This is a genomic window from Enterobacter sp. WP_7_1, from assembly GCF_003688535.1.
GTDB classification, from domain to species: Bacteria; Pseudomonadota; Gammaproteobacteria; order Enterobacterales; family Enterobacteriaceae; genus Enterobacter; species Enterobacter asburiae.
The window spans coordinates 795,303-817,871 of the sequence record NZ_REFK01000001.1; the positions used below are offsets into that span (position 1 = coordinate 795,303).

The 22,569-nt window shown below is 57.3% G+C and carries 18 protein-coding genes and 2 tRNA genes; 10 read left to right on the forward strand and 10 right to left on the reverse strand.

Annotated elements, in window-relative coordinates; genetic code table 11:
* Window positions 1-6 precede the first annotated feature (6 nt).
* The 3 genes from rutC to rutA are packed head-to-tail and all read right to left on the reverse strand — an operon-like array spanning window position 7 to window position 2,185.
* Window positions 7-393, reverse strand: a complete 387-nt coding sequence (gene rutC, locus BJ885_RS03895) for a pyrimidine utilization protein C (RefSeq protein ID WP_010429508.1) — start codon at window positions 391-393, stop codon at window positions 7-9.
* A gap of 11 nt (window positions 394-404) precedes the next feature.
* A complete protein-coding gene (gene rutB, locus BJ885_RS03900; protein ID WP_028012657.1) occupies window positions 405-1,094 on the reverse strand; it encodes a pyrimidine utilization protein B in 690 nt (229 codons plus the stop codon).
* Entirely contained in the window at window positions 1,094-2,185 is a 1,092-nt protein-coding gene (rutA, locus tag BJ885_RS03905) for a pyrimidine utilization protein A (protein WP_121931232.1), read from the reverse strand. The genes rutB and rutA overlap by 1 nt, the downstream gene beginning before the upstream one ends.
* Window positions 2,186-2,430: 245 nt before the next feature.
* Between rutA and rutR the strand changes: the two genes are divergently transcribed.
* Window positions 2,431-3,069, forward strand: a complete 639-nt coding sequence (gene rutR, locus BJ885_RS03910) for an HTH-type transcriptional regulator RutR (protein WP_029742089.1) — start codon at window positions 2,431-2,433, stop codon at window positions 3,067-3,069.
* Here the strand turns inward: rutR and BJ885_RS03915 are convergent.
* The gene (locus tag BJ885_RS03915) at window positions 3,066-3,461 is read right to left on the reverse strand and encodes a lysozyme inhibitor LprI family protein (RefSeq protein ID WP_121931233.1); all 396 of its coding nucleotides are present in this window, start codon (window positions 3,459-3,461) and stop codon (window positions 3,066-3,068) included. The two genes, rutR and BJ885_RS03915, sit on opposite strands and share 4 nt — an antisense overlap.
* Window positions 3,462-3,512: 51 nt before the next feature.
* Window positions 3,513-7,475: a trifunctional transcriptional regulator/proline dehydrogenase/L-glutamate gamma-semialdehyde dehydrogenase gene (gene putA, locus BJ885_RS03920; RefSeq protein WP_121931234.1), complete on the reverse strand. Its 3,963-nt coding sequence runs from the start codon at window positions 7,473-7,475 to the stop codon at window positions 3,513-3,515.
* Between the two features lie 422 nt (window positions 7,476-7,897).
* Between putA and putP the strand changes: the two genes are divergently transcribed.
* Window positions 7,898-9,406, forward strand: coding sequence for a sodium/proline symporter PutP (gene putP / locus BJ885_RS03925; protein WP_029742086.1), 1,509 nt, complete (start codon window positions 7,898-7,900; stop codon window positions 9,404-9,406).
* 116 nt (window positions 9,407-9,522) lie between these two features.
* On the forward strand, window positions 9,523-9,942 hold the full coding sequence (locus tag BJ885_RS03930; RefSeq protein WP_121931235.1) for a DUF3574 domain-containing protein: 420 nt from the start codon (window positions 9,523-9,525) through the stop codon (window positions 9,940-9,942).
* Window positions 9,943-10,023: 81 nt separating this feature from the next.
* Here BJ885_RS03930 and BJ885_RS03935 read toward each other — a convergent pair whose 3' ends face one another.
* Window positions 10,024-11,208, reverse strand: a complete 1,185-nt coding sequence (locus BJ885_RS03935) for a NupC/NupG family nucleoside CNT transporter (protein ID WP_032638697.1) — start codon at window positions 11,206-11,208, stop codon at window positions 10,024-10,026.
* A gap of 251 nt (window positions 11,209-11,459) precedes the next feature.
* Here BJ885_RS03935 and efeU point away from each other — a divergent pair, with 251 nt between their 5' ends.
* From efeU to BJ885_RS03960, 5 genes are all read left to right on the forward strand, one after another.
* Window positions 11,460-12,293, forward strand: coding sequence for an iron uptake transporter permease EfeU (gene efeU / locus BJ885_RS03940; protein WP_121931236.1), 834 nt, complete (start codon window positions 11,460-11,462; stop codon window positions 12,291-12,293).
* Between the two features lie 40 nt (window positions 12,294-12,333).
* The gene (efeO, locus tag BJ885_RS03945) at window positions 12,334-13,461 is read left to right on the forward strand and encodes an iron uptake system protein EfeO (protein WP_121931237.1); all 1,128 of its coding nucleotides are present in this window, start codon (window positions 12,334-12,336) and stop codon (window positions 13,459-13,461) included.
* Window positions 13,462-13,466: 5 nt separating this feature from the next.
* On the forward strand, window positions 13,467-14,750 hold the full coding sequence (gene efeB / locus BJ885_RS03950) for an iron uptake transporter deferrochelatase/peroxidase subunit (RefSeq protein WP_121931238.1): 1,284 nt from the start codon (window positions 13,467-13,469) through the stop codon (window positions 14,748-14,750).
* Window positions 14,751-15,250: 500 nt separating this feature from the next.
* A complete protein-coding gene (gene phoH, locus BJ885_RS03955; RefSeq protein ID WP_029740192.1) occupies window positions 15,251-16,042 on the forward strand; it encodes a phosphate starvation-inducible protein PhoH in 792 nt (263 codons plus the stop codon).
* 395 nt (window positions 16,043-16,437) lie between these two features.
* Entirely contained in the window at window positions 16,438-17,943 is a 1,506-nt protein-coding gene (locus BJ885_RS03960) for a sodium:alanine symporter family protein (protein ID WP_045354582.1), read from the forward strand.
* A gap of 244 nt (window positions 17,944-18,187) precedes the next feature.
* Here the strand turns inward: BJ885_RS03960 and BJ885_RS03965 are convergent.
* The 3 genes from BJ885_RS03965 to BJ885_RS03975 form a co-directional block, all read right to left on the reverse strand.
* A tRNA-Ser gene (locus BJ885_RS03965) sits at window positions 18,188-18,275 on the reverse strand.
* 147 nt (window positions 18,276-18,422) lie between these two features.
* Window positions 18,423-19,100, reverse strand: coding sequence for an isochorismatase family protein (locus tag BJ885_RS03970; RefSeq protein WP_025755865.1), 678 nt, complete (start codon window positions 19,098-19,100; stop codon window positions 18,423-18,425).
* A gap of 20 nt (window positions 19,101-19,120) precedes the next feature.
* A complete protein-coding gene (locus tag BJ885_RS03975; protein ID WP_121931240.1) occupies window positions 19,121-19,981 on the reverse strand; it encodes a pirin family protein in 861 nt (286 codons plus the stop codon).
* 109 nt (window positions 19,982-20,090) lie between these two features.
* Here BJ885_RS03975 and BJ885_RS03980 point away from each other — a divergent pair, with 109 nt between their 5' ends.
* A complete protein-coding gene (locus BJ885_RS03980; RefSeq protein WP_121931241.1) occupies window positions 20,091-20,996 on the forward strand; it encodes a LysR family transcriptional regulator in 906 nt (301 codons plus the stop codon).
* A gap of 231 nt (window positions 20,997-21,227) precedes the next feature.
* Here BJ885_RS03980 and BJ885_RS03990 read toward each other — a convergent pair.
* Window positions 21,228-21,315 (reverse strand) — tRNA-Ser (locus BJ885_RS03990).
* A 232-nt stretch (window positions 21,316-21,547) separates the two neighbouring features.
* Here BJ885_RS03990 and ghrA point away from each other — a divergent pair.
* Window positions 21,548-22,486, forward strand: a complete 939-nt coding sequence (gene ghrA / locus BJ885_RS03995; RefSeq protein ID WP_121931242.1) for a glyoxylate/hydroxypyruvate reductase GhrA — start codon at window positions 21,548-21,550, stop codon at window positions 22,484-22,486.
* Window positions 22,487-22,569: the final 83 nt, after the last annotated feature.

Genomic DNA, 22,569 nt, shown 5'->3' on the forward strand with positions numbered 1-22,569 from the left:
CCTGCCTCACTTCGCGATGTGAGCAACGGTGGCGATTTCAACCAGCGCCTCTGGCTTCACCAGCCCGCACTGAATGCAGAATCGCGCCGGTTTATCGCCGGGGAAGAACTCGGCGTAAATCTCGTTAATCGCGGCGTAGTTTTTCCAGTCGGTGATAAAGATGCTGTTGAAGGTCACATCCTCCATCGTGCCACCCGCCGTTTCGATCACGGTTTTGATCGTCTCGAGCACGTGGCGGGTTTGCGCCTTTGGGTCGTTGATAAACACCACGTTGTTGTCTTTATCAAACGGCAGCGTGCCGGAGACATACACCACGCCGTCGGCGAGGGTGCCGGGAACAAATGGGGCAATCGGCGTGCTGGTACCCGGCGGGATGATTACGGATTTCGGCATCAGGTGTCTCCTCAGGCGATACGGGCGAGCGGGGGATTCAGGGCGTCGCAGAAATCTGCAACGTTACTGACCCAGCCAAAAAAGGTTTCAATATTGAACAGGGCCGCCTTCTGGGCGAATTCCGGCCCGGCCTGATGGGTCGCGTCTTCCAGCACCACGCCAAAATATTCGAGGAAAAAGCCGTCGCGCAGGGTCGACTCCACGCAGACGTTGGTGGCGATGCCGGTGAACACCAGATGGCGAATGCCCCGGCTGCGCAGCAGGCTGTCGAGCGGGGTGTTGAAAAAGCCGCTGTAGCGCGGTTTGGGCAGGACAATATCGCCCGCCTGCGGTACCAGCTCATCCACCAGCTGATAGTCCCAGCCGCCTTTCGCCAGCAGCTTGCCCTGCAGTTCGGGCCGTTTACGCATGGTTTTAAGGGCGTTCGACTTGTGGAAGTTGGGCGAGCCGGGGCCGCCGGCCTCGACGTACTGGTCATCCCAGCCGTTCTGGAACCAGATGATGAGCATGCCCGCGGCGCGCGCGGCGGCGACGGCGGTTTTAATGTTCTCAATCACCGGCCGGGTGGCGGAGACGTCGAACCCCGCCAGATCCAGATAACCGCCCTGGCTGGCGTAGGCGTTTTGCATGTCCACCACGATCAGCGCGCTCTGCTGTGGCGCGAAGGTGATGGCTTCCGGGCGTGCGTTAAGGGTCGTCATTACGCCACCTCCTTCGTGACGGCAGGGATGTGGGCGCGGCACTGCATCAGCGGCTGGATGCGCTCGCCGAAGGTTTCCACGCCGGTGAGGAAATCATCGAAGGTCAGCAGGACGCCTTCCGCGCCGGGGACGGCCGCCACTTCGTCAAGCATTCTGGCGACGCTGGCGTACGAGCCGACCAGGGTGCCCATGTTGATATTGACCGCAGAGGTCGGGTCGGCCATCTGGCGGACGTTGGTATCCGCGCCGGAGCGGGTATCCTTCTGGCTCTGTTCGGTGAGCCAGCTCAGGGCCTCCTCGTCGGCGCCGTCCTTATAGCGCTCCCATTTCGCGCGCGCGGCGTCGTCGGTTTCATCGGCGATCACCATGAACAGCACGTAGGAGCCCACGTCGCGTCCCGTCCTGTCGGCGGCCTCTTTCATCCGCGCGGCGGTCGGGGCAAAGGCGGCAGGCGTGTTGACGCCTTTACCGAAGCAGAAGTTAAAGTCGGCGTATTTGGCGGAAAATTCCATCCCCGCGTCGCTCTGTCCGGCGCAAATCACCTTCATCGGCACCGACGGCTGCGGGCTGACGCGGCAGTCGTTCATGGTGAAGAAGTCACCCTTGAAGTCGCTTTTGCCGGTACCCCACAGGTCGCGCAGCACCTGGACGTATTCGGTCAGGTAGTCGTAGCGACGCGAGAAGTAGTCGTCACCCGGCCAGAGCCCCATCTGCTCGTACTCGGGTTTTTGCCAGCCGGTGACCAGGTTGACGCCAAAGCGCCCGCCGGAGATGGAGTCGATGGTGGAGGCCATGCGCGCGACGATCGCCGGGGGCAGGGTGAGCGTGGCGGCGGTAGCGTAGATTTGGATCCGCGAGGTGACCGCGGCCAGCCCGGCCATCAGGGTAAAGGACTCCAGGTTGTGGTCCCAGAATTCGGTTTTGCCGCCAAAGCCGCGCAGCTTGATCATCGAAAGCGCAAAGTCGAAATGGTAGTGTTCCGCTTTCTGCACGATGGCTTTATTGAGCTCAAAGGCCGGCATGTACTGCGGTGCAGCGGTCGAGATAAGCCAGCCGTTGTTGCCGATGGGTACAAATACGCCAATTTTCATCACGAACCTCTCTTCATTACGTCGCAGGTGTAACGGTGTTTTTGCAAAGGCAGTGCCAGTTTTGAAAATGGCTGTGTTATTAATGTGTTAATCAGAAGTTGGTGGATTGATGCGGCTAAATGTGGACTAACTGGTCAAAAACTTTGCACAGAAAACAGGCATTCATGCGCGATCGGAGTGCAGGATGTCGTGGCGAGACGGGGGTTTTGCTATGCTGAGGGCAACGCAGAATAAGGAGAGCGGGAATGACACAAGGCGCAGTGAAAACACCAGGTAAACGTTCGCAGGCGGTGAGCGCTAAGAAGCAGGCGATCCTCAGCGCGGCGCTGGAGACTTTTTCGCAGTTTGGTATTCACGGCACGCGCCTGGAGCAGGTGGCGGAGCAGTCCGGCGTATCCAAAACCAATCTGCTCTACTACTACCCGTCGAAAGAGGCGCTCTATATCGCGGTGATGCAGCAGATCCTCGATATCTGGCTGGCGCCGCTGAAGGCCTTCCGCGCAGAGCTGGCCCCGCTGGTGGCGATCAAAGAGTACATTCGCCTGAAGCTGGAGGTGTCGCGCGATTACCCGCAGGCGTCGCGACTGTTTTGTCTTGAGATGCTGCAGGGCGCGCCGCTGTTGCAGGCGGAACTCACCGGAGATTTAAAACAGCTGGTGGACGATAAGTCGGCCATTATTGCCGGGTGGGTCGCCAGCGGAAAGCTGGCTCCGGTCGACCCGCATCATCTGATCTTTATGATTTGGGCCTCCACCCAGCATTACGCTGACTTTGCGGCCCAGGTTGAGGCGGTGACCGGTAAAACGCTGCAGGACGAGGCGTTTTTCCACAGCACGCTGGAAAACGTGCAGCGGATGATTATCGAAGGGATCCGCCTGCGCTAGTTTCCCGGCGGGAGAGGGCAGCTTAAGTCGCCCTCTTCACACTGCATCAGCGAGGCCAGAAACGCTTCACGCTCCACGGTTTTTTCCGCCAGGCACTGGTTAACAATCATTGGCTGGACGCTCCCGCCTTCCGTCCCCGAACCGATAAACGCGCAGTCCGCATCGCGCAGGGTAATCCACGCCTGCTGCGCTTTTTTCAGCAGGTCGCGCTGGGGTGCCGCTGCACGCTTAACGGCGGCCTGATAGGTCTGGTTGAGTTTTTTATCGGCAGCCTGGTACTGCTGCGCGCTACAGGTATTCAGCTCAAGCTGGGTGGTCGCTTTGTCGCGCTCGTCGGCCAGCGCGCTGGCGCTTATTAGCAGTGCTGCACTGGCGATAAGATATCGTTTCATATACTCCCCAATAAAATAAGGCTCCGTCTCCGGAGCCTTATTAGCACAGCGTTAGCCTATTGTCATCAGGCTGGCGTTACCGCCTGCCGCCGCGGTGTTGACGCTGAGCGAGCGCTCCACGTACAGACGCTCCAGCAGCAGGTTGGTTTCCCCGCGGGCGAAGCCCTGTACCGAAACGATGGCACCGCTGCGGGCAGCAACCTGCTCGCACAGTTCGCGCAGCTGATCGGAATCACCGTGGTAGATCACCGCATCAAACGGCTGGGTCAGCAGGTTGTCGGCTTTCGCGAAGCGAATGCGGGCCGAGACCGCCTTCGGCAGCTGTTTGGCGAGATCGCGATGCAGGGCATCTTCCGGCCACAGCACTTCACAGCCGGTAGCCATCGCGGCGGCCAGCTGCACCAGCGCGTCCTGCTCGTTATCGGCCACGCACAGCACGCGCTCGCGCGGCATCAGCGTCCAGGTGTTGCGCTCGCCGGTTGGACCCGGCAGCAGACGCTGCGTGCCCGCCTGCGCCAGCTCGCCGTACTGCTGGGCGACGGCACGCAGCTCAGGACGTTTTTCCGCCCATGAGATGAGCGCCTCCAGCGGCTGCGTCAGAACGGCTTTCAGCTGCGCATCCACCGGATAGTCCGCATCCTGGCGTGCCAGGGTGACGCCCAGGGCGTTCTCCGGACGGTTTGCCAGCAGACGGTACAGGTAAAGCGGACCGCCCGCTTTCGGACCGGTGCCGGAGAGACCTTCACCACCGAACGGCTGTACGCCCACGACCGCGCCAACCATGTTGCGATTGACGTACAGGTTGCCCACTTTGGCGCTGCCGGTCACCTGCGCGATAGTCTCGTCGATACGGGTATGCACGCCGAGCGTCAGGCCATAGCCGGAGGCGTTGATCTGCTCAACCAGCTCGTTCAGGTTGTTACGGTTGTAGCGCACCACGTGCAGCACCGGGCCGAAGACCTCTTTTTTCAGCTCGTCGAAGCTTGCCAGCTCAATCAGCGTTGGCGGCACAAAGGTGCCGGTCCGCCATTCGCGGGTATCTTCGCTGTTCTCACGCACCGCCTGAAACACCGGACGGCCTTTCGCGCGCATGGTCTGAATGTGGTTTTCGATGTTGGCTTTGGCTTCCGCGTCGATCACCGGCCCGATGTCGGTGGTGAGACGGCCCGGGTTGCCCATGCGGCATTCGGCCATCGCGCCGCGCAGCATCTTCAGCGTGTGGTCCGCCACGTCGTCCTGCAGGCACAGCACGCGCAGAGCGGAGCAGCGCTGACCGGCGCTGTCGAAGGCGGAGGCCAGCACGTCGACCACCACCTGCTCAGTAAGGGCAGAGGAGTCAACGATCATGGCGTTCATCCCGCCGGTTTCCGCGATGAGCGGCGTAGGGCGACCCTGCGCATCCAGACGGGTGGCAATGTTGCGCTGCAGCAGCGACGCCACTTCGGTCGAGCCGGTAAACATCACGCCGCGCACGCGGTTGTCGGAGGTCAGTTTGGCGCCGACGGTTTCACCGCGGCCCGGCAGCAGCTGAACCACGCCCGCCGGCACGCCGGCTTCCAGAAGAATGCTGATGCCCTGCGCGGCAATCAGCGGGGTCTGTTCTGCCGGTTTTGCCAGCACGCTGTTGCCTGCGGCCAGCGCGGCGGCAATCTGGCCGCTGAAGATCGCCAGCGGGAAGTTCCACGGGCTGATACAGACGACCGGACCCAGCGGACGGTGGGTTTCGTTATCGAAATCATCGCGCACCTGACCGGCGTAGTAGTGCAGGAAGTCGACGGCCTCGCGCACTTCGGCAATCGCGTTGCTGAAGGTTTTACCCGCCTCGCGCACCAGAATGCCGATGAGCGACTGCATCTGATCTTCCATCAGCACCGCTGCACGCTCCAGAATCGCGGCGCGCTCCTGCGGCGGCGTGGCGAACCAGATAGGGGCGTTGTTCACCGCGCTGTCCAGCGCCTGATCCACTTCCGCTTCGGTCGCTTCACGCGCGTAGCCGACGATATCCTTCGGCTCGGCCGGGTTGATCACCGGCTGCATTTCGCCGTCAGCAGCGGGCTGCTCCAGCATCGGTTTGGCCTGCCACTTCTGCAGCGCGCTGTTGAGCAGGGCAGAGGAGAGGGACGCCAGACGGTGTTCGTTGGCGAGATCCAGACCCGCCGAGTTGACGCGGCCTTTGCCGTACAGCTCGCGCGGCAGGGCAATCTTCGGATGCGGCAGGCCAACCTGGCCTTCCTGTGCCGCCATCTTCTCAACGGCCTCCACCGGGTCGGCCACCAGCTCGTCCAGCGGCAGAGTGGTGTCGGCGATGCGGTTAACGAAGGAGGTGTTCGCGCCGTTTTCCAGCAGACGACGCACCAGGTACGCCAGCAGGGTTTCGTGCGTTCCCACCGGAGCATAGATTCGGCACGGGCGGTTCAGCTTGCCGTCCGCCACTTTACCGGTGACCTGCTCGTACAGCGGTTCACCCATGCCGTGCAGGCACTGGAACTCGTACTGGCCCGGATAGTAGTTCTGCCCGGCCAGGCTGTAGATTGCCGCGAGGGTGTGGGCGTTGTGGGTAGCGAACTGCGGATAGATCAGGTTCGGCACGCCGAGCAGTTTTTTCGCACAGGCGAGGTAAGAGACGTCGGTGTAAACCTTGCGGGTATAGACCGGATAGCCTTCCAGCCCTTCCATCTGGGCGCGTTTGATTTCGCTGTCCCAGTAGGCGCCTTTCACCAGACGGATCATCAGGCGACGGCGGCTGCGGCTTGCCAGGTCAATCAGGTAATCAATGACGAACGGGCAGCGCTTCTGGTAGGCCTGGATAACGAAGCCGATGCCGTTCCAGCCTGCCAGCTCCGGCTCGAAGCACAGTTTTTCCAGCAGATCGAGGGAGATCTCCAGACGGTCGGCCTCTTCGGCGTCGATGTTAATGCCGATGTCATACTGGCGGGCCAGCAGGGTCAGGGACTTCAGGCGCGGGTAGAGCTCTTCCATCACCCGGTCATACTGCGCGCGGCTGTAGCGCGGGTGCAGGGCGGAAAGCTTAATGGAGATGCCCGGGCCTTCATAAATACCGCGACCGTTGGACGCTTTACCGATGGCGTGGATCGCCTGCTGGTATGAGACCATGTAGGCCTGCGCGTCGGCGGCGGTCAGGGCCGCTTCGCCCAACATGTCGTACGAGTAGCGGAAACCTTTATCTTCCAGCTTGCGGGCGTTCGCCAGCGCTTCGGCAATGGTTTCCCCGGTGACGAACTGCTCGCCCATCAGGCGCATCGCCATGTCCACGCCCTTGCGGATCAGCGGCTCGCCGCTCTTACCGATGATGCGGTTAAGGGAGCGGGAGAGGTTGGCTTCGTTATGGGTGGAAACCAGTTTGCCGGTAAACAGCAGGCCCCAGGTTGCCGCGTTGACGAACAGCGACGGGCTGCGGCCAATGTGGGAGTGCCAGTTGCCGTTGCTGATCTTGTCGCGGATCAGCGCGTCGCGGGTAGCTTTATCCGGAATACGCAGCAGCGCTTCCGCGAGGCACATCAGCGCCACGCCTTCCTGAGACGAAAGGGAAAACTCCTGCAGCAGACCCTGAACCATCCCGGCGCGGCCGGTGGCGGTTTTCTGGTTGCGCAGCTTGTCGGCTAACTGATACGCCAGGCTGTGCGCCTGTGCGGCAATGGCTTCCGGCAGGCGAGCCTGCTCCAGCAGCATCGGCACGGCGTCGGTTTCGGCACGGCGGTAGGCGCCGGTAATGGCGGCACGGCTGACGGACTGCGGCAGGATCTGCTCGGCGAATTCGAGGAACGGCTGATGGTTCTCGTCGCCAGCGGCCGGAGCCTCCTCGCTTTCGTTCGCCGCGCCGGCCAGCAGGGCAGGCAGCTCCGGCAGGCCCTCATCGCTCTCGAGTCTTTCGAGATAGTTAAAAATCGCCTGCTTAATTAACCAGTGCGGCGTGCGGTCAATGCGGGTTGCTGCGGTCTTAATCCGTTCGCGGGTTGCGTCATCCAGCTTAACCCCCATGGTGGTCATACCCATGCCAAAGCTCCTGTTGTTCTGTAATAGCGTTCTGTAGATAGCGTGAAATATCCCCCATGTTGCAACTTTGTGCAACCGTGTTAAATGTGACCTGGTTTGCAACCCGGAAAATGAATGGATTGTTAACGAATGGTTAGCTGGAAAAACGCGCTGGCTTTTGTGCGGGAAGCCTGGTTTTATGCGGCAGTTAACACTTTTCAAAGGTGCAACCCGTAAAAGCGTGAGCGAGTGCAACCTATAGGAAACTGGTATCAAACCGGGGATGAAATTGATGTAAATGCAGTGTTAAATCGTTTGTCAGCGGAAGGCGCATACGGCAGGATAGCGCGCCCAACCGAAACACAAGATACATTCACCTCGTTCCGGTGATCATATAACAAGGCAGCCCGGATGGTTGTCGCTCGACATTTTGGAGAATTTGAATGGCTATTAGCACACCGATGCTGGTGACATTTCTCGTTTATATTTTTGGCATGATCCTGATAGGGTTTTTGGCGTGGCGTTCTACAAAGAACTTTGACGACTACATTCTGGGCGGACGCAGTTTAGGCCCAATGGTGACCGCACTCTCTGCGGGCGCATCCGACATGAGCGGCTGGCTGCTGATGGGGCTGCCGGGCGCGATTTTCATCTCCGGTATCTCGGAAAGCTGGATCGCCATCGGCCTGACTCTCGGCGCGTGGATCAACTGGAAGCTGGTGGCAGGCCGTCTGCGCGTGCATACCGAGGCCAACAACAACGCCCTGACGCTGCCGGATTACTTCACCGGACGTTTTGAAGATAACAGCCGCATCCTGCGCATTATCTCCGCGGTGGTTATTCTGCTGTTCTTCACCATCTACTGCGCCTCCGGCATCGTGGCCGGCGCGCGTCTGTTCGAAAGCACTTTCGGCATGAGCTATGAAACCGCCCTGTGGGCCGGTGCGGCGGCGACTATTCTCTATACCTTCGTGGGCGGTTTCCTGGCGGTGAGCTGGACCGACACCGTGCAGGCGAGCCTGATGATCTTCGCCCTGATCCTGACCCCGGTGATTGTAATTTTCACCGTTGGCGGCTTTGGCGAATCGCTGGAAGTGATCAAGCAGAAGAGCATTGAAAACGTCGACATGCTGAAAGGGCTGAACTTCGTGGCCATCGTCTCCCTGATGGGATGGGGCCTGGGCTACTTCGGTCAGCCGCATATCCTGGCGCGCTTTATGGCGGCGGATTCTCACCACACCATCGTTCATGCCCGTCGCATCAGTATGACGTGGATGATCCTGTGTCTGGCAGGCGCTTGTGCGGTCGGCTTCTTCGGCATCGCGTACTTCAACAACAACCCGGCGCAGGCGGGCGCGGTGAACCAGAACGCCGAGCGCGTTTTCATCGAGCTGGCGCAAATTCTGTTCAACCCGTGGATTGCCGGTATCCTGCTCTCCGCAATCCTGGCGGCGGTGATGTCTACCCTGAGCTGCCAGCTGCTGGTTTGCTCCAGTGCGATCACCGAAGACCTCTACAAAGCCTTCCTGCGTAAAAACGCGAGCCAGAAAGAGCTGGTGTGGGTAGGGCGCTTTATGGTGCTGGTGGTGGCGCTGATTGCCATCGCGCTGGCGGCCAACCCGAATAACCGCGTGCTGGGCCTGGTGAGCTACGCGTGGGCGGGCTTCGGTGCCGCGTTTGGTCCGGTGGTGCTGTTCTCCGTACTGTGGTCACGCATGACCCGCAACGGCGCGCTGGCGGGGATGATCATCGGTGCAGTGACCGTTATCGTCTGGAAACAGTTCGCGTGGCTGGGCCTGTACGAAATCATTCCGGGCTTTATCTTCGGCAGCATCGGCATCGTGGTGTTCAGCCTGCTGGGTAAAGCCCCGTCTGCCTCCATGCAGAAACGCTTTGCGGAAGCCGACGCGCATTACCATACTGCGCCGCCGTCTAAGCTCCAGGCAGAATAATTATTCTCGCTGCACAATCCAGGCCGGGTGAGCGCAAGCGCACCCGGCTTTTTTCTTGCCAAAATCCGTAATTTCCTGTGATATCCATGTGCTTATAACAATGAGGATAGCGAAGCATGACAATCAAAACAGGGGTAATGGCGGCGGCATTATTGATGCTCGCTGGCTGCACGGCGCCGTCGCAACATGCGGCGGTAGAGACCTGCAAAGCGGATAACCAGATGCAGCAAACCACGCTCTATTTCGGCTTAAATCGTCCTGCCGGGGCGCAGATCGCCGGCAACGAGTGGCAGCAGTTTGTTGACCAGGACGTGACGCCGCGCTTTCGCGATGGCTTAACGGTATTTGATGCGCGCGGGCAGTGGCTGGGGAACGACGGAAAAGTGGCGCGTGAGCCGAGCAAAGCGCTGATGCTGATCCACGGTAAAGATGCGCAGAGCGAGAAGAACATCGAAGCGTTACGCGGGATTTATAAATCACGCTTCGCGCAGGAGTCGGTGATGCGCGTCGACCAGCCGGTGTGCGTACAGTTCTAATAAAAACGGCGGGAAATCCCGCCGTTGTTGTATCGTAGGCCCGCGCAAGCGAAGCGCCGCCGGGCATTAACCGCACAAAACTTACAGCACCAGCCCCGCAAAGCTCGCCGACAGCAGGCTCACCAGCGTCGCGCCGTACACCAGACGCAGACCAAACCGCGATACCACGTTCCCCTGCTGCTCGTTCAGGCCCTTAATCGCCCCGGCCACAATGCCGATGGACGCGAAGTTCGCGAAGGACACCAGGAAGACGGACAAAATACCCAGCCCGCGAGGGGACATCTGATGCGCGATTTTTTGCAGCTCAATCATCGCCACAAATTCATTCGCCACCAGCTTGGTCGCCATAATACTGCCCGCGTTCAGGGCATCGCTCAGCGGAATACCCACCAGCCACGCCAGCGGATAAAATACATAGCCCAGGATCTGCTGGAAGCTCATGCCAAATACGCTGGAGAAGAGGGCGTTAACGGCGCTAATAAGCGCGATAAAGCCAATCAGCATGGCCAGAATAATCATCGCCACTTTAAAACCGGCCAGAATATACTCGCCGAGCATTTCGAAGAAGCTCTGCGATTCATGCAGTTTTTCCAGCCTGATATCCGGCTCCGCTTCCGGGCGCGCCGGGTTGATGACGGAGAGAATAATAAAGGTGCTGAACATGTTCAGAATCAGCGCCGCGACGACAAATTTGGCGTCGAGCATGGTCATATAGGCGCCGACAATCGACAGGGAGACCGTCGACATCGCCGTGGCCGCCATGGTGAAGAGACGACGAGAGGAGAGATCGCCCAGCACGCCCTTATAAGCAATGAAGTTTTCCGACTGGCCGAGGATCAGTGAACTCACCGCGTTAAAGGATTCCAGCTTGCCCATACCGTTCAGTTTTGACAGCAGCGTTCCGATGACCCGAATAAAAATCGGCAGGATCCGCCAGTGCTGAAGAATACCAATCAGCGCGGAAATAAAAATAATCGGGCAAAGCACGCCGAGGAAAATGAACGCCAGCCCTTTTTCCCCCATTCCGCCAAAGACGAAATTAGTGCCTTCGCCGGCAAATTTAAGCAGCGACTCAAAAAATCCCGAGACGTATTTAATCAGGAATAACCCGCTTTCGGCGTGCAAGAAAAAGAACGCCAGCGCTATTTCAATGACAATCAGCTGTAAAACAAAACGAATGCGAATTTTTCGGCGGTCGAAACTCACCAGCCAGGCGAGCGCAAGAATAATCACCAGCGCCAGCAGGAAATGGACAATCTTAAACATGGTTTATTTTCAGTTGGTTTTTGAGGAGGATATTTAGCCACAGCGCTGGTTAACCGTAAATGGGCAATTTTATTATAACTTATAAACTTAACGGTAACGCTGGCAACTATTAACAGGCTTTGCGTTTACAACTCGTCATCAAAACACCACACATTTCGCTTGTGTTTCTTTTCGCCGTAATGATAATCACTATCACAAGAATTTACCTTTCTTTGCATCAGTTGACCGCGATAAACATTTAAGGTGTCGGCATGTTTGTTCCATTTCTCATTATGTTACGTGAAGGGCTCGAAGCTGCCCTCATCGTGAGCCTCATCGCCAGTTATCTGAAGCGAACCCAGCGCGGACGCTGGATTGGCGTCATGTGGGTCGGGGTATTCCTTGCCGCGGCGCTCTGTCTGGGCCTCGGTATCCTCATCAACGAAACCACCGGGGAGTTCCCGCAGAAAGAGCAGGAACTGTTTGAGGGGATCGTCGCCGTAATTGCGGTGGCGATCCTTACCTGGATGGTGTTCTGGATGCGTAAAGTCTCCCGTAACGTGAAGGTGCAGCTGGAGCAGGCGGTGGATAACGCGCTGCAAAAGGGCAATAACCACGGCTGGGCGCTCATTATGATGGTCTTTTTCGCCGTCGCGCGTGAAGGCCTGGAGTCCGTTTTCTTCCTGCTGGCGGCGTTTCAGCAGGACGTGGGGATCTGGCCGCCTCTGGGGGCCGTGCTGGGTCTTGCTACGGCCGTGGTGCTCGGGTTCCTGCTCTACTGGGGCGGAATTCGCCTGAACCTGGGCGCCTTCTTCAAGTGGACCAGCCTGTTTATTCTGCTGGTGGCAGCAGGGCTGGCGGCGGGGGCAATACGCGCCTTCCACGAGGCGGGCCTGTGGAACCATTTCCAGGACGTGGCGTTTGACCTCAGCAACGTGCTCTCCACCCATTCACTGACCGGCACCCTGCTCGAAGGTATCTTCGGCTATCAGGAAACGCCGAGCGTCAGCGAAGTGGCGATGTACTTTATTTATCTGGTTCCGGCGCTGGTGCTGTTCGCAATGCCGCCGCGTACCGGCACGCAGGCGTCACGCGTTACGCCATAATTTTTGTTTTAGTTACATCATACTTTTAAAGGGAAGAGTCATGGCAATTCAGTTCCGTCGTAGTGCGTTATGCGCAGGCATTGCCGCGCTGTTCGCTTCTGCATTCTCCGCCTGGGGCGCGGATGTACCTCAGGTTAAAGTCACCGTTAATGACAAGCAGTGTGAGCCGATGACCCTCACGGTGAACAGCGGCAAAACCCAGTTCATTATTCAGAACCACAGCCAGAAGGCGCTGGAGTGGGAGATCCTGAAAGGAGTTCTGGTGGTGGAGGAGCGCGAAAACATCGCCCCTGGCTTCAGCCAGAAGATGACCGCCAACCTGCAGCCGGGCGAGTATGAGATGACCTGCGGCCTGCTGACCAACCCTAAAGGGAAGCTTATTGTCAAAGGTGAAGCGACGGCCGATGCGGCGAAAGGCGCTGCGGTGCTGAGCCTGGGTGACGCGATTACGGCGTATAAAGCCTATGTCACGAAAGAGACGGCGGACCTGGCGGCGGCAACCAAAGCCTTTACCGATGCGGTGAAGGCCGGTGACATCGAAAAAGCGAAAACCCTGTATGCGCCAACCCGTCAGCACTACGAGCGCATCGAGCCGATTGCCGAACTGTTCTCTGACCTTGATGGCAGCATTGATGCCCGCGAAGATGATTTCGAGCAGAAAGCCGCCGATCCGAAATTCACCGGTTTCCACCGTCTGGAAAAAGCCCTGTTTGGCGACAACTCTACCAAAGGGATGGAGAAATACGCCGAGCAGCTGAACGGCGACGTGCTGGAGCTGCAAAAGCGCATCAGCGAGCTGGCCTTCCCGCCGTCAAAAGTGGTGGGCGGCGCGGCCGGCCTGATTGAAGAAGTGGCCGCGAGCAAAATCAGCGGCGAAGAAGACCGCTACAGCCATACCGATCTGTGGGACTTCCAGGCCAACGTCGACGGCGCGCAGAAAATTGTTAACCTCCTGCGTCCTCAGCTGCAGAAAGAGAACGGCGAACTGCTGGCCAAAGTGGATGCCAACTTCAAAAAAGTCGACACCATTCTGGCGAAGTACCGGACTAAAGACGGGTTTGAAACCTACGACAAGCTGACCGATGCCGACCGTAACGCGCTGAAAGGCCCGATTACCGCTCTGGCGGAAGATCTCTCTCTGCTGCGCGGCGTACTGGGTCTGGACTAAGCACGATGAATAAGCATAGCGAGAACGATGTGGTTGAGCCTTCACGTCGTCGATTGTTAAAAGGGGTGGGGGCGCTGGGGGGCGCTCTTGCTCTGGCCGGTGGCTGTCCGGTAGCGCATGCGGTGAAACCGCAAAGCGCGCCCGGCACGCTGTCACCCAATGCCCGCATGGAGACGCAGCCATTTTATGGCGAGCATCAGTCGGGCATCCTGACGCCGCAGCAGGCGTCCATGATGCTGGTGGCCTTTGATTCGCTGGCCAGCGATAAAGCCGATCTGGAGCGTCTGTTCCGCCTGCTGACGACGCGCATCGCGTTTCTCACCGCGGGCGGACCGGCGCCCGATACGCCGAACCCGCGTCTGCCGCCTATGGACTCCGGCATTCTGGGGCCGTTTATCGCCCCGGATAACCTGACCATTACCGTTTCGCTCGGTGAGTCGCTGTTTGATGCGCGCTATGGGCTGGCAAAACAGAAGCCGAAAGCGCTGCAGAAAATGACGCGTTTCCCGAACGACTCCCTGGACGCGGCGCTGTGTCATGGCGACCTGCTCCTGCAGATTTGTGCCAATACTCAGGACACGGTGATCCACGCCCTGCGCGATATCATCAAGCACACGCCGGATCTGCTGAGCGTGCGCTGGAAGCGGGAAGGGTTTATCTCGGACCACGCCGCCCGCAGTAAAGGGAAAGAGACGCCGGTGAACCTGCTGGGCTTTAAGGACGGTACGGCCAACCCGGACAGCAGCGATACGGCGTTGATGAAAGACGTGGTATGGGTGACGGCGGATCAGGGCGAACCGGCGTGGGCGGTGGGCGGCAGCTATCAGGCGGTACGGATTATTCAGTTCCACGTGGAGTTCTGGGACCGCACGCCGCTGAAAGAACAGCAGACGATCTTTGGTCGCGATAAGCAAAGCGGCGCGCCGCTCGGCATGAAGAACGAGCACGACGTGCCCGACTACGCCAGCGATCCCAATGGCGATACCATCGCGCTGGACAGCCACATTCGTCTGGCCAATCCGCGCACCAAAGAGACGCAGTCCAGCCTGATGATGCGTCGTGGCTACAGCTATTCGCTTGGCGTGACCAACGCCGGCCAGCTTGATATGGGCCTGCTGTTCGTCTGCTATCAGCACGATCTGGAAAAAGGCTTCCTGACCGTGCAGAAGCGGCTCAACGGCGAAGCGCTGGAAGAGTACATTAAGCCTATCGGCGGCGGCTATTTCTTTGCCCTGCCGGGCGTGCGCGATCGGAACGCGTACCTCGCTCAAGGTCTTATTGAAGCCTGATAATTTTCCCCGCAACCGTTCGCGGGGACATTATTTTTTCATATGACTATCCTCCTGTTATATTTCTGTAATATTTCTATATGAGACTGATTTCACCTGTAGGGACAGTCTTAAAAGTTGCATTCAGGTAAAATAAATGTTGCATTTATGATAACTCCTGATGTACTTAAGATAAGACAGCGGTAGTTCCCGGCAGTGATGCTGAATCACTATGGAGATCGCGAATGGTTGCGTCCTGTACTGGACAAGGTAAACATAACAACCGCAGCACCCGGCGCGGAGGCTCAGACTCCGGCAGCGATTTCCTCACCACTAAATTCTCCCCCCTTCCTCAAGAATCTGATTCGACCGACGTGCAGAACGGTGCGCGTAGCTGTTCCGTATCGTTATCCGATAAAGCAAGCAATGGCTTACAAGGAAGCCAACCCTCTGATGTTCGTGCGCATAATCGTGCCGAATCTGGCGCGTGTGATGAATACCAACAACTCAAGGTGCTATCCATGGGAAGACAAAAAGCAGTGATCAAAGCTCGTCGCGAAGCAAAACGTGTGCTGAGACGGGATTCACGTAGCCATAAACAGCGTGAAGAAGAATCGGTCACCTCGCTTGTGCAGATGAGTGGCGTAGAAGCAATTGGCATGGCCCGAGACAGCCGTGATAATTCTCCAATTGTGGCGCGCAATGAGGCTCAGGCGCACTACCTGAATGCTATCGAGAGTAAACAGCTCATCTTTGCAACCGGTGAAGCCGGATGCGGGAAAACCTGGATCAGTGCAGCCAAAGCGGCGGAGGCGCTGATCCATAAGGACGTGGAGCGTATTATTGTTACCCGTCCTGTACTGCAGGCTGATGAAGATCTCGGCTTCCTGCCCGGAGATATTTCGGAGAAGTTTGCTCCGTACTTCAGGCCCGTCTATGACGTGCTGGTGAAGCGACTGGGCGCATCCTTTATGCAGTACTGCCTGCGACCAGAGATTGGCAAGGTGGAAATCGCGCCGTTCGCCTATATGCGCGGACGTACATTTGAAAATGCGGTCGTCATTCTTGACGAGGCTCAGAACGTGACCGCTGCGCAAATGAAGATGTTTTTAACGCGCCTCGGGGAGAACGTGACGGTTATCGTTAACGGCGATATTACCCAGTGTGACCTGCCATCCGGCGTGAAATCCGGGCTGAGCGACGCCATGTCACGTTTTGAGGAAGATGAGATGATTGGGGTGGTACGCTTCACCAAAGAGGACTGTGTGCGTTCCGCGCTCTGTCAGCGCACGCTGCAAGTCTATTCCGACTAAAGGTAAAGCATTATCGTTTTACCTCTTTCCTGTAATGTCTTCCCGGCGTAATGCCGGGAAGCATCGTATATACTCCGCAGAAAATCCCCCTTATTTATCCACCGTATTGCTGTATCAATAATTTCGATTATTAAATGGGTGGATGTTTTTATTCTTTTTTTGAAGAAGTGTTATATGAAGTGATAATACCCACAAAATACCTGTGAATATAATGAGCGCGCTAATTGTTAGTTAAAAATTAAACGTGAATGTTGTCACAGAACATTACTACGAAGTAAAAATTAAGTTGGTGTCTTCAGGTGAGTTATCTATGTTTCGTACTTGTTCGAACAAAATTCTAAGAAGAAACACAACAGGGGAGCCTTTTCCCTGAAACATCACGCTGAGGGTCATACATGAACGAACTGGTTGGTGCTATTAATGGTGTAATCTGGAGCCCTGCGTTAATATTTTTATGTCTGGGGGTCGGCCTCTATTTCTCGCTGCGTAGTCGCTTCCTGCAATTACGGCATATCAAACATATGATTACCCTGATGTTCCAGGGGCGTCCTACCGATGCAGGCGTATCGTCTTTTCAGGCGCTGACGATGACGCTGGCAGGCCGCGTGGGGACAGGGAATATCGCCGGTGTAGCCACGGCAATTACCTTCGGAGGTCCGGGCGCGCTTTTCTGGATGTGGATAGTCGCTTTTTTAGGTGCCAGCTCCGCATTTGTCGAATCCACCCTGGGACAAGTTTATAAAGAAAAAATTAACGGTGAATATCGCGGCGGTCCTGCCTTTTATATTGAAAAAGGTTTAGGCGTTAAGTGGTACGCATGGTTATTTGCTATTGTGACTATTTTTTCCTGCGGATTATTACTTCCGGGCGTGCAGGCAAACTCGATTGGGGCGAGCCTGGATATTGCTTTTGGTCTGAGTCCGAACGTTACGGCGGCATTACTTGCTGTGCTGTTAAGTTTTATTATTTTCGGTGGTGTGAAAAGGATCGCCAGCTTTAGCAGCATGGTCGTTCCATTTATGGCGCTGGGGTATATTATTGTCGCCTGCGTGATTATCGCCATTAATATTAACCAGCTCCCTTCGGTTATTCTGCTGATCTGGAAAAGTGCGTTCGGCCTTGAAGCAGGTTTCGGTGCCATCCTGGGTCAGGCCATCATGTGGGGCGTTAAGCGCGGCGTCTATTCCAACGAGGCCGCGCAGGGGACCGGGCCGCATGCATCATCTGCGGCGGCAGTAAGCCATCCGGTGAAGCAGGGGCTGGTTCAGGCATTCTCGGTCTACATCGACACGCTGTTTGTCTGCTCCGCGACCGGGTTTATGCTGCTGATCACCGGGCTGTATAACGTCCAGGGCGTCGACGGCGCAGCGCTTTATACCGGCATTGCTGGCGTGGCCGCGGGTCCTGGCTATGTGCAGACGGCGATGGAAAGTATGATGCCAGGCTTTGGTAATTACTTTGTTGCCATTGCGCTGTTCTTCTTTGCTTTCACGACGATTATTGCCTACTACTATATTGCCGAAACTAATATCGCCTTCATTAACCGTAAAATTCACCGTCCGTGGCTGACATTCCTGCTCAAGCTATGTCTGATGGCCTCCACGGTATATGGCACGGTTCGCACCGCGGACCTGGCATGGGGACTGGGGGATATTGGGGTAGGGCTGATGGCGTGGCTCAATATTATTGCCATTGTTCTGTTGCATAAAAAAGCGTTTGCCAGCCTTAAGGATTATGAAATCCAGAATGCGCAGGGGCTGGATCCACAGTTTGACCCAGTTCGGCTGGGGATTAAAAACGCGGATTACTGGCTTGATGGGCGTAAGGATGAGGATGGTGTTCAGCCTGAGCAGGTTTCATCGCTTGAAAGAAAGCAGCCGGCAGCAAAGTTGAATAGCTGAGGAATCGAATAAAAAAGCCCGGGCATTAGTTCGGGCTTTTTTATATAGCTGAGGCGGCTCAGTCCGCACCGGGGGGGATTGACTCGCTTCGCTCGCCCTACGGGCAGCCTGTTCGCTGCGCTCTCAGTCTGTCCAACTGGCTGTCGCCAGTTGTCGAACCCCGGTCGGGGGTTCTCATCCCCCCCTTTTCGGAGAATATAAAAGAAAAAAGCCCGTACTTTCGTACGAGCTCTCATCTTAAATATGGCGGTGAGGGGGGGATTCGAACCCCCGATACGTTGCCGTATACACACTTTCCAGGCGTGCTCCTTCAGCCACTCGGACACCTCACCATATTGTTTTGCTGCCTGACCGCTTGGGGGGCAACGGGGCGCTACTATAGGGAGTTGCGCTAACACGGTCAAGCAGATTTTCAGCTTTAGTGCCTGTTCGGTTAAGCATTAATCAGCTCCACGGTTTTTAGGTCGTGGAGCAGGGGATTAACGCTGTGAATCGAGCACTTCGCTGTTTTTAACCACTTCCTGCGCTTTGCCGTAGCTTTCGATCAACAGCTGGTAAGCCGGGAAGATGTGGGTATACACCTCAGCCCACTCAGCCGCGTCCTCACGGTTCCAGGTTCTCTGGATCTCGGAGGCCACCGCCGCCGTATCCATCGGAACCACGCCGGCCTGCACCACGCGCGCCAGGGTGATCTCCTGCGCCATCTTGCTGTAGGTACCGGAGGCATCAATCACCGCAAACACTTTATAGCCGTCCGCCACCGCGCTGATTGACGGGAAAGCCATGCAGACGCTGGTGATTGTGCCCGCGATAATCAACGTCTTACGCCCTGTCGCTTTCACCGCCGCAACAAACTCCGGGTTATCCCAGGCGTTGATCTCCCCTTTACGGGCAACATACTGCGCATGCGGCGCGTTGGCGTGGATCTCCGGGATAAGCGGTCCGTTCGGTCCCTGTGGAACGGACGCGGTGGTGATCACCGGGATCTTCGCCAGGGTAGCGATTTTTGCCAGCGCAGCCGCACGGGCGCGCAGTTCCGGCATTGGCATATCCCCAACGGTCTGGAACAGACCGCTCTGGTGATCGATAAGCAACATCACCGCATCGTTCACATCAATAACCGGACGTGCGCCATTAAAATTCGCAGGTGTAGACATTATCTTCTCCTTTATAACGTTCAGATCTGGCCGAAGCGGCCGGAGTTAAAATCACGAATGGCTTCGTTGATTTCGCTTTTACTGTTCATCACAAACGGGCCATAGCCCACGATGGGTTCATTCAGCGGCTCGCCGGCCATCAGCAGTACTTTGGCATCGCTGTTCGCCTCCATGTGCAGTTTGTCGCCTTCCTGACTCAATACGACCAGCTGAGCTTCACCCGCCTGCGTTGTACCGTTCACCTTGATATTGCCTTCAAGCACGACCAGCGCGGTGCTCCAGCCTTCGGGCAGATTGAGCGTCAGGTGGCTTCCCTGGTTCAGCGCAATATCCCAGACGTTGAGCGGTGAGAAGGTGTGCGCCGGGCCGGTTACAGCCTCGTAGCGACCGGCAATGACCCGCAGCGAACCGCTGTTGTCCGGTAGCGTCACGGTCGGGATCGCATTCTTCGTAATGCTCTGGTAGCCCGGTGCCGCCATCTTGTCTTTGGCCGGCAGGTTGACCCAAAGCTGCATCATTTTCAGTTCTCCGCCTTTCTGCGAGAACGCGCTGGAGTGGAACTCCTCGTGCAAAATGCCTGCACCTGCCGTCATCCACTGCACGTCGCCGGGGCCAATGACGCCACCTTTGCCCGTAGAATCGCGATGCTCCACTTCACCGGAATAGACGATGGTGACCGTTTCAAAACCCCGGTGAGGGTGTTGGCCTACGCCGCGTTTCGCCCCATCTGCCGGAAAGGTGTACGGGCCCGCGTAGTCCAGCAGCAGGAACGGGCTCAGCGGCTCGCCGTGCGTCTGATAAGAGAACATTGAACGGACCGGGAAACCATCGCCAACCCAGTGCTGGCGGGGAGCGGTATAAACGCCTGTTACGTTTTTCATGATTAACTCCTGATGTTCTGTTGATGTAATTAGCTTATATTCAGAGTTAATATCCCGGTAGATAGTGAAAATGGCATTCACTGTTCTGAAAATGGAACGATGAGGATTTATGCAGGATCTCAATGACTTCGTCTGGTTTGTGAAGGTGGTGGACTACGGTGGCTTTGCCGCGGCGGGAAGGGCGCTTGATCTGCCAAAGTCCAGGCTAAGCCGCCGGATAGCGCAGCTGGAAGAACGCCTTGGCGTGCGGCTTATCCACCGAACAACCCGACAGTTTACGGTGACCGAGGTCGGGCAGACCTTCTACCAGCACTGTAAAGCGATGATGGTGGAGGCCGAGGCCGCGGAGGAAGCCGTTGCGGCGCTGCAGGCTGAACCGCGCGGTGTTGTCAGAATTACGTGCCCGATAACTCTGTTGCATGTCCACGTGGGTCCGATGCTGGCCAGATTTATGGCGCGCTACCCCGGGATCAATCTTCAGCTTGAGGCGACCAACCGGCGGGTAGACCTGGGGGGTGAGGGGGTTGATATCGCTATCCGCGTACGCCCGCGTCCGTTTGATGACAGCGACCTGGTATTAAGGGTGCTGGCTGACAGGGGGCATTGTCTGGTCGCCGGTCCGGCCTTAATTCAACGCATGGGCGAACCCGTCGTGCCATCTGAACTCAGTGCCTGGCCCGGGTTAAGCATGAACGAGGGGAAACATATTCATAAATGGGAGCTGTCCGGCCCCGGAGGTGCCAAAGCGGAGATCCATTACCACCCTCGATTGATTACCACCGACATGCTGGCGCTACGTGAAGCTGCCATGGCAGGCATCGGCGTGGTGCAGCTGCCGATTTTGATGGTCAAGGACCAGCTGGCGTCAGGGAAACTGGTACGGGTGCTCGACGCATGGGAACCCCGACGGGAAGTGATTCACGCGGTTTATCCTTCGCGGCGCGGCCTGCTGCCGTCGGTCAGGACGCTGGTGGATTTTCTGACCGAAGAGTATGCGCGGATGGTGGAAGAGTAACACTTCCCTCTCCCCTGGGGAGAGGGGCTCAGGCCGCACCGAGTTGCATATAGCACCGGGGGGGATTGACTCGCTTCGCTCGCCCTACGGGCAGCCTGTTCGCTACGCTCTCAGTCTGTCCAACTGGCTGTCGCCAGTTGTCGAACCCCGGTCGGGGATTCTCATCCCCCCAGAGGCGTGCAACATGCGAAAAAAAAAGCCCGCATTTTCATGCGAGCTCTTCTTTAAATATGGCGGTGAGGGGGGGATTCGAACCCCCGATACGTTGCCGTATACACACTTTCCAGGCGTGCTCCTTCAGCCACTCGGACACCTCACCATATTGTCATCCCGTTGTTGCCGGGACGGGCGCTAATGTAAGGAAAAGCCGAACTGCCGTCAACTCACTTTTTCAGTAATTTAGCGCGTTTAGACAAACTTCAGGCAACATGATTCTTAAATGTGCTGAAAGCGTCTTTTTTATCAGCAGCACAGTCGCGCTATAAATTTGTTATGCTGACAATCCAGTGAAAAAGCAAAATAAATCAGCGCAATAAAAGGCAGGAATGACTATGGATATACTTTTCTATCACCCCACGTTTGATACGGCATACTGGATCAAGGCGCTTTCGGCGGCGTTACCCGGCGCACGCGTTCGCGAGTGGAAGCGTGGCGATAATGAACATGCTGACTATGCGCTGGTCTGGCATCCTCCGGTAGAAATGCTCCAGGGCCGCACGCTGAAGGCCGTTTTTGCCCTGGGAGCCGGCGTGGATTCCATTCTGAGCAAACTGAAGGCACATCCTGAAATGCTGCCGGAAGACGTCCCCCTTTTCCGCCTGGAAGATACCGGAATGGGCCAGCAGATGCAGGAGTATGCCGTGAGCCAGGTACTGCACTGGTTCCGCCGCTTCGATGATTATCAGCTATTTAAACAGCGGGCCCACTGGGAACCGCTTCCGGATTACCGTCGCGAAGACTTTACGATCGGCATCCTCGGTGCGGGCGTGCTGGGCTCAAAAGTGGCCGAAGCGCTCGCCCCGTGGGGCTTCCCGCTGCGCTGCTGGAGCCGCAGCCGCAAGGATTATCCGGGCGTAGAGAGCTTTGCCGGAACGGATGAGCTTCCGACCTTTCTGAAAGGCACGCGCGTGCTTATTAACCTGCTGCCAAACACGGCGGAAACGGTAGGGATCATCAATGAAGCCCTGCTCAACCAGCTCCTCGACCAGAGCTACCTGATGAACCTCGCGCGCGGGGTCCATGTCGTGGAAGGCGATCTGCTGAAGGCGCTGGATAGCGGAAAGCTCAAAGGCGCCATGCTGGATGTCTATAGCCGTGAGCCGCTGCCGGTGGAAAGCCCGCTGTGGGCGCACCCGCGCGTCGCGATGACCCCGCACGTGGCTGCCGTGACGCGTCCGGCAGAAGCGGTGGCGTATATCTCCCATACCATCAGCGAAATGGAAAAGGGTAACGCGGTCACCGGACAGGTCGACAGACAGCGCGGCTACTGAGAGAAACCCGGCGTTTGCCGGGTTTTTGCTAATATTCGCCGCTGATAACTGCTATCCTTTGGAAAAACCGCAGAGGAGAGAGA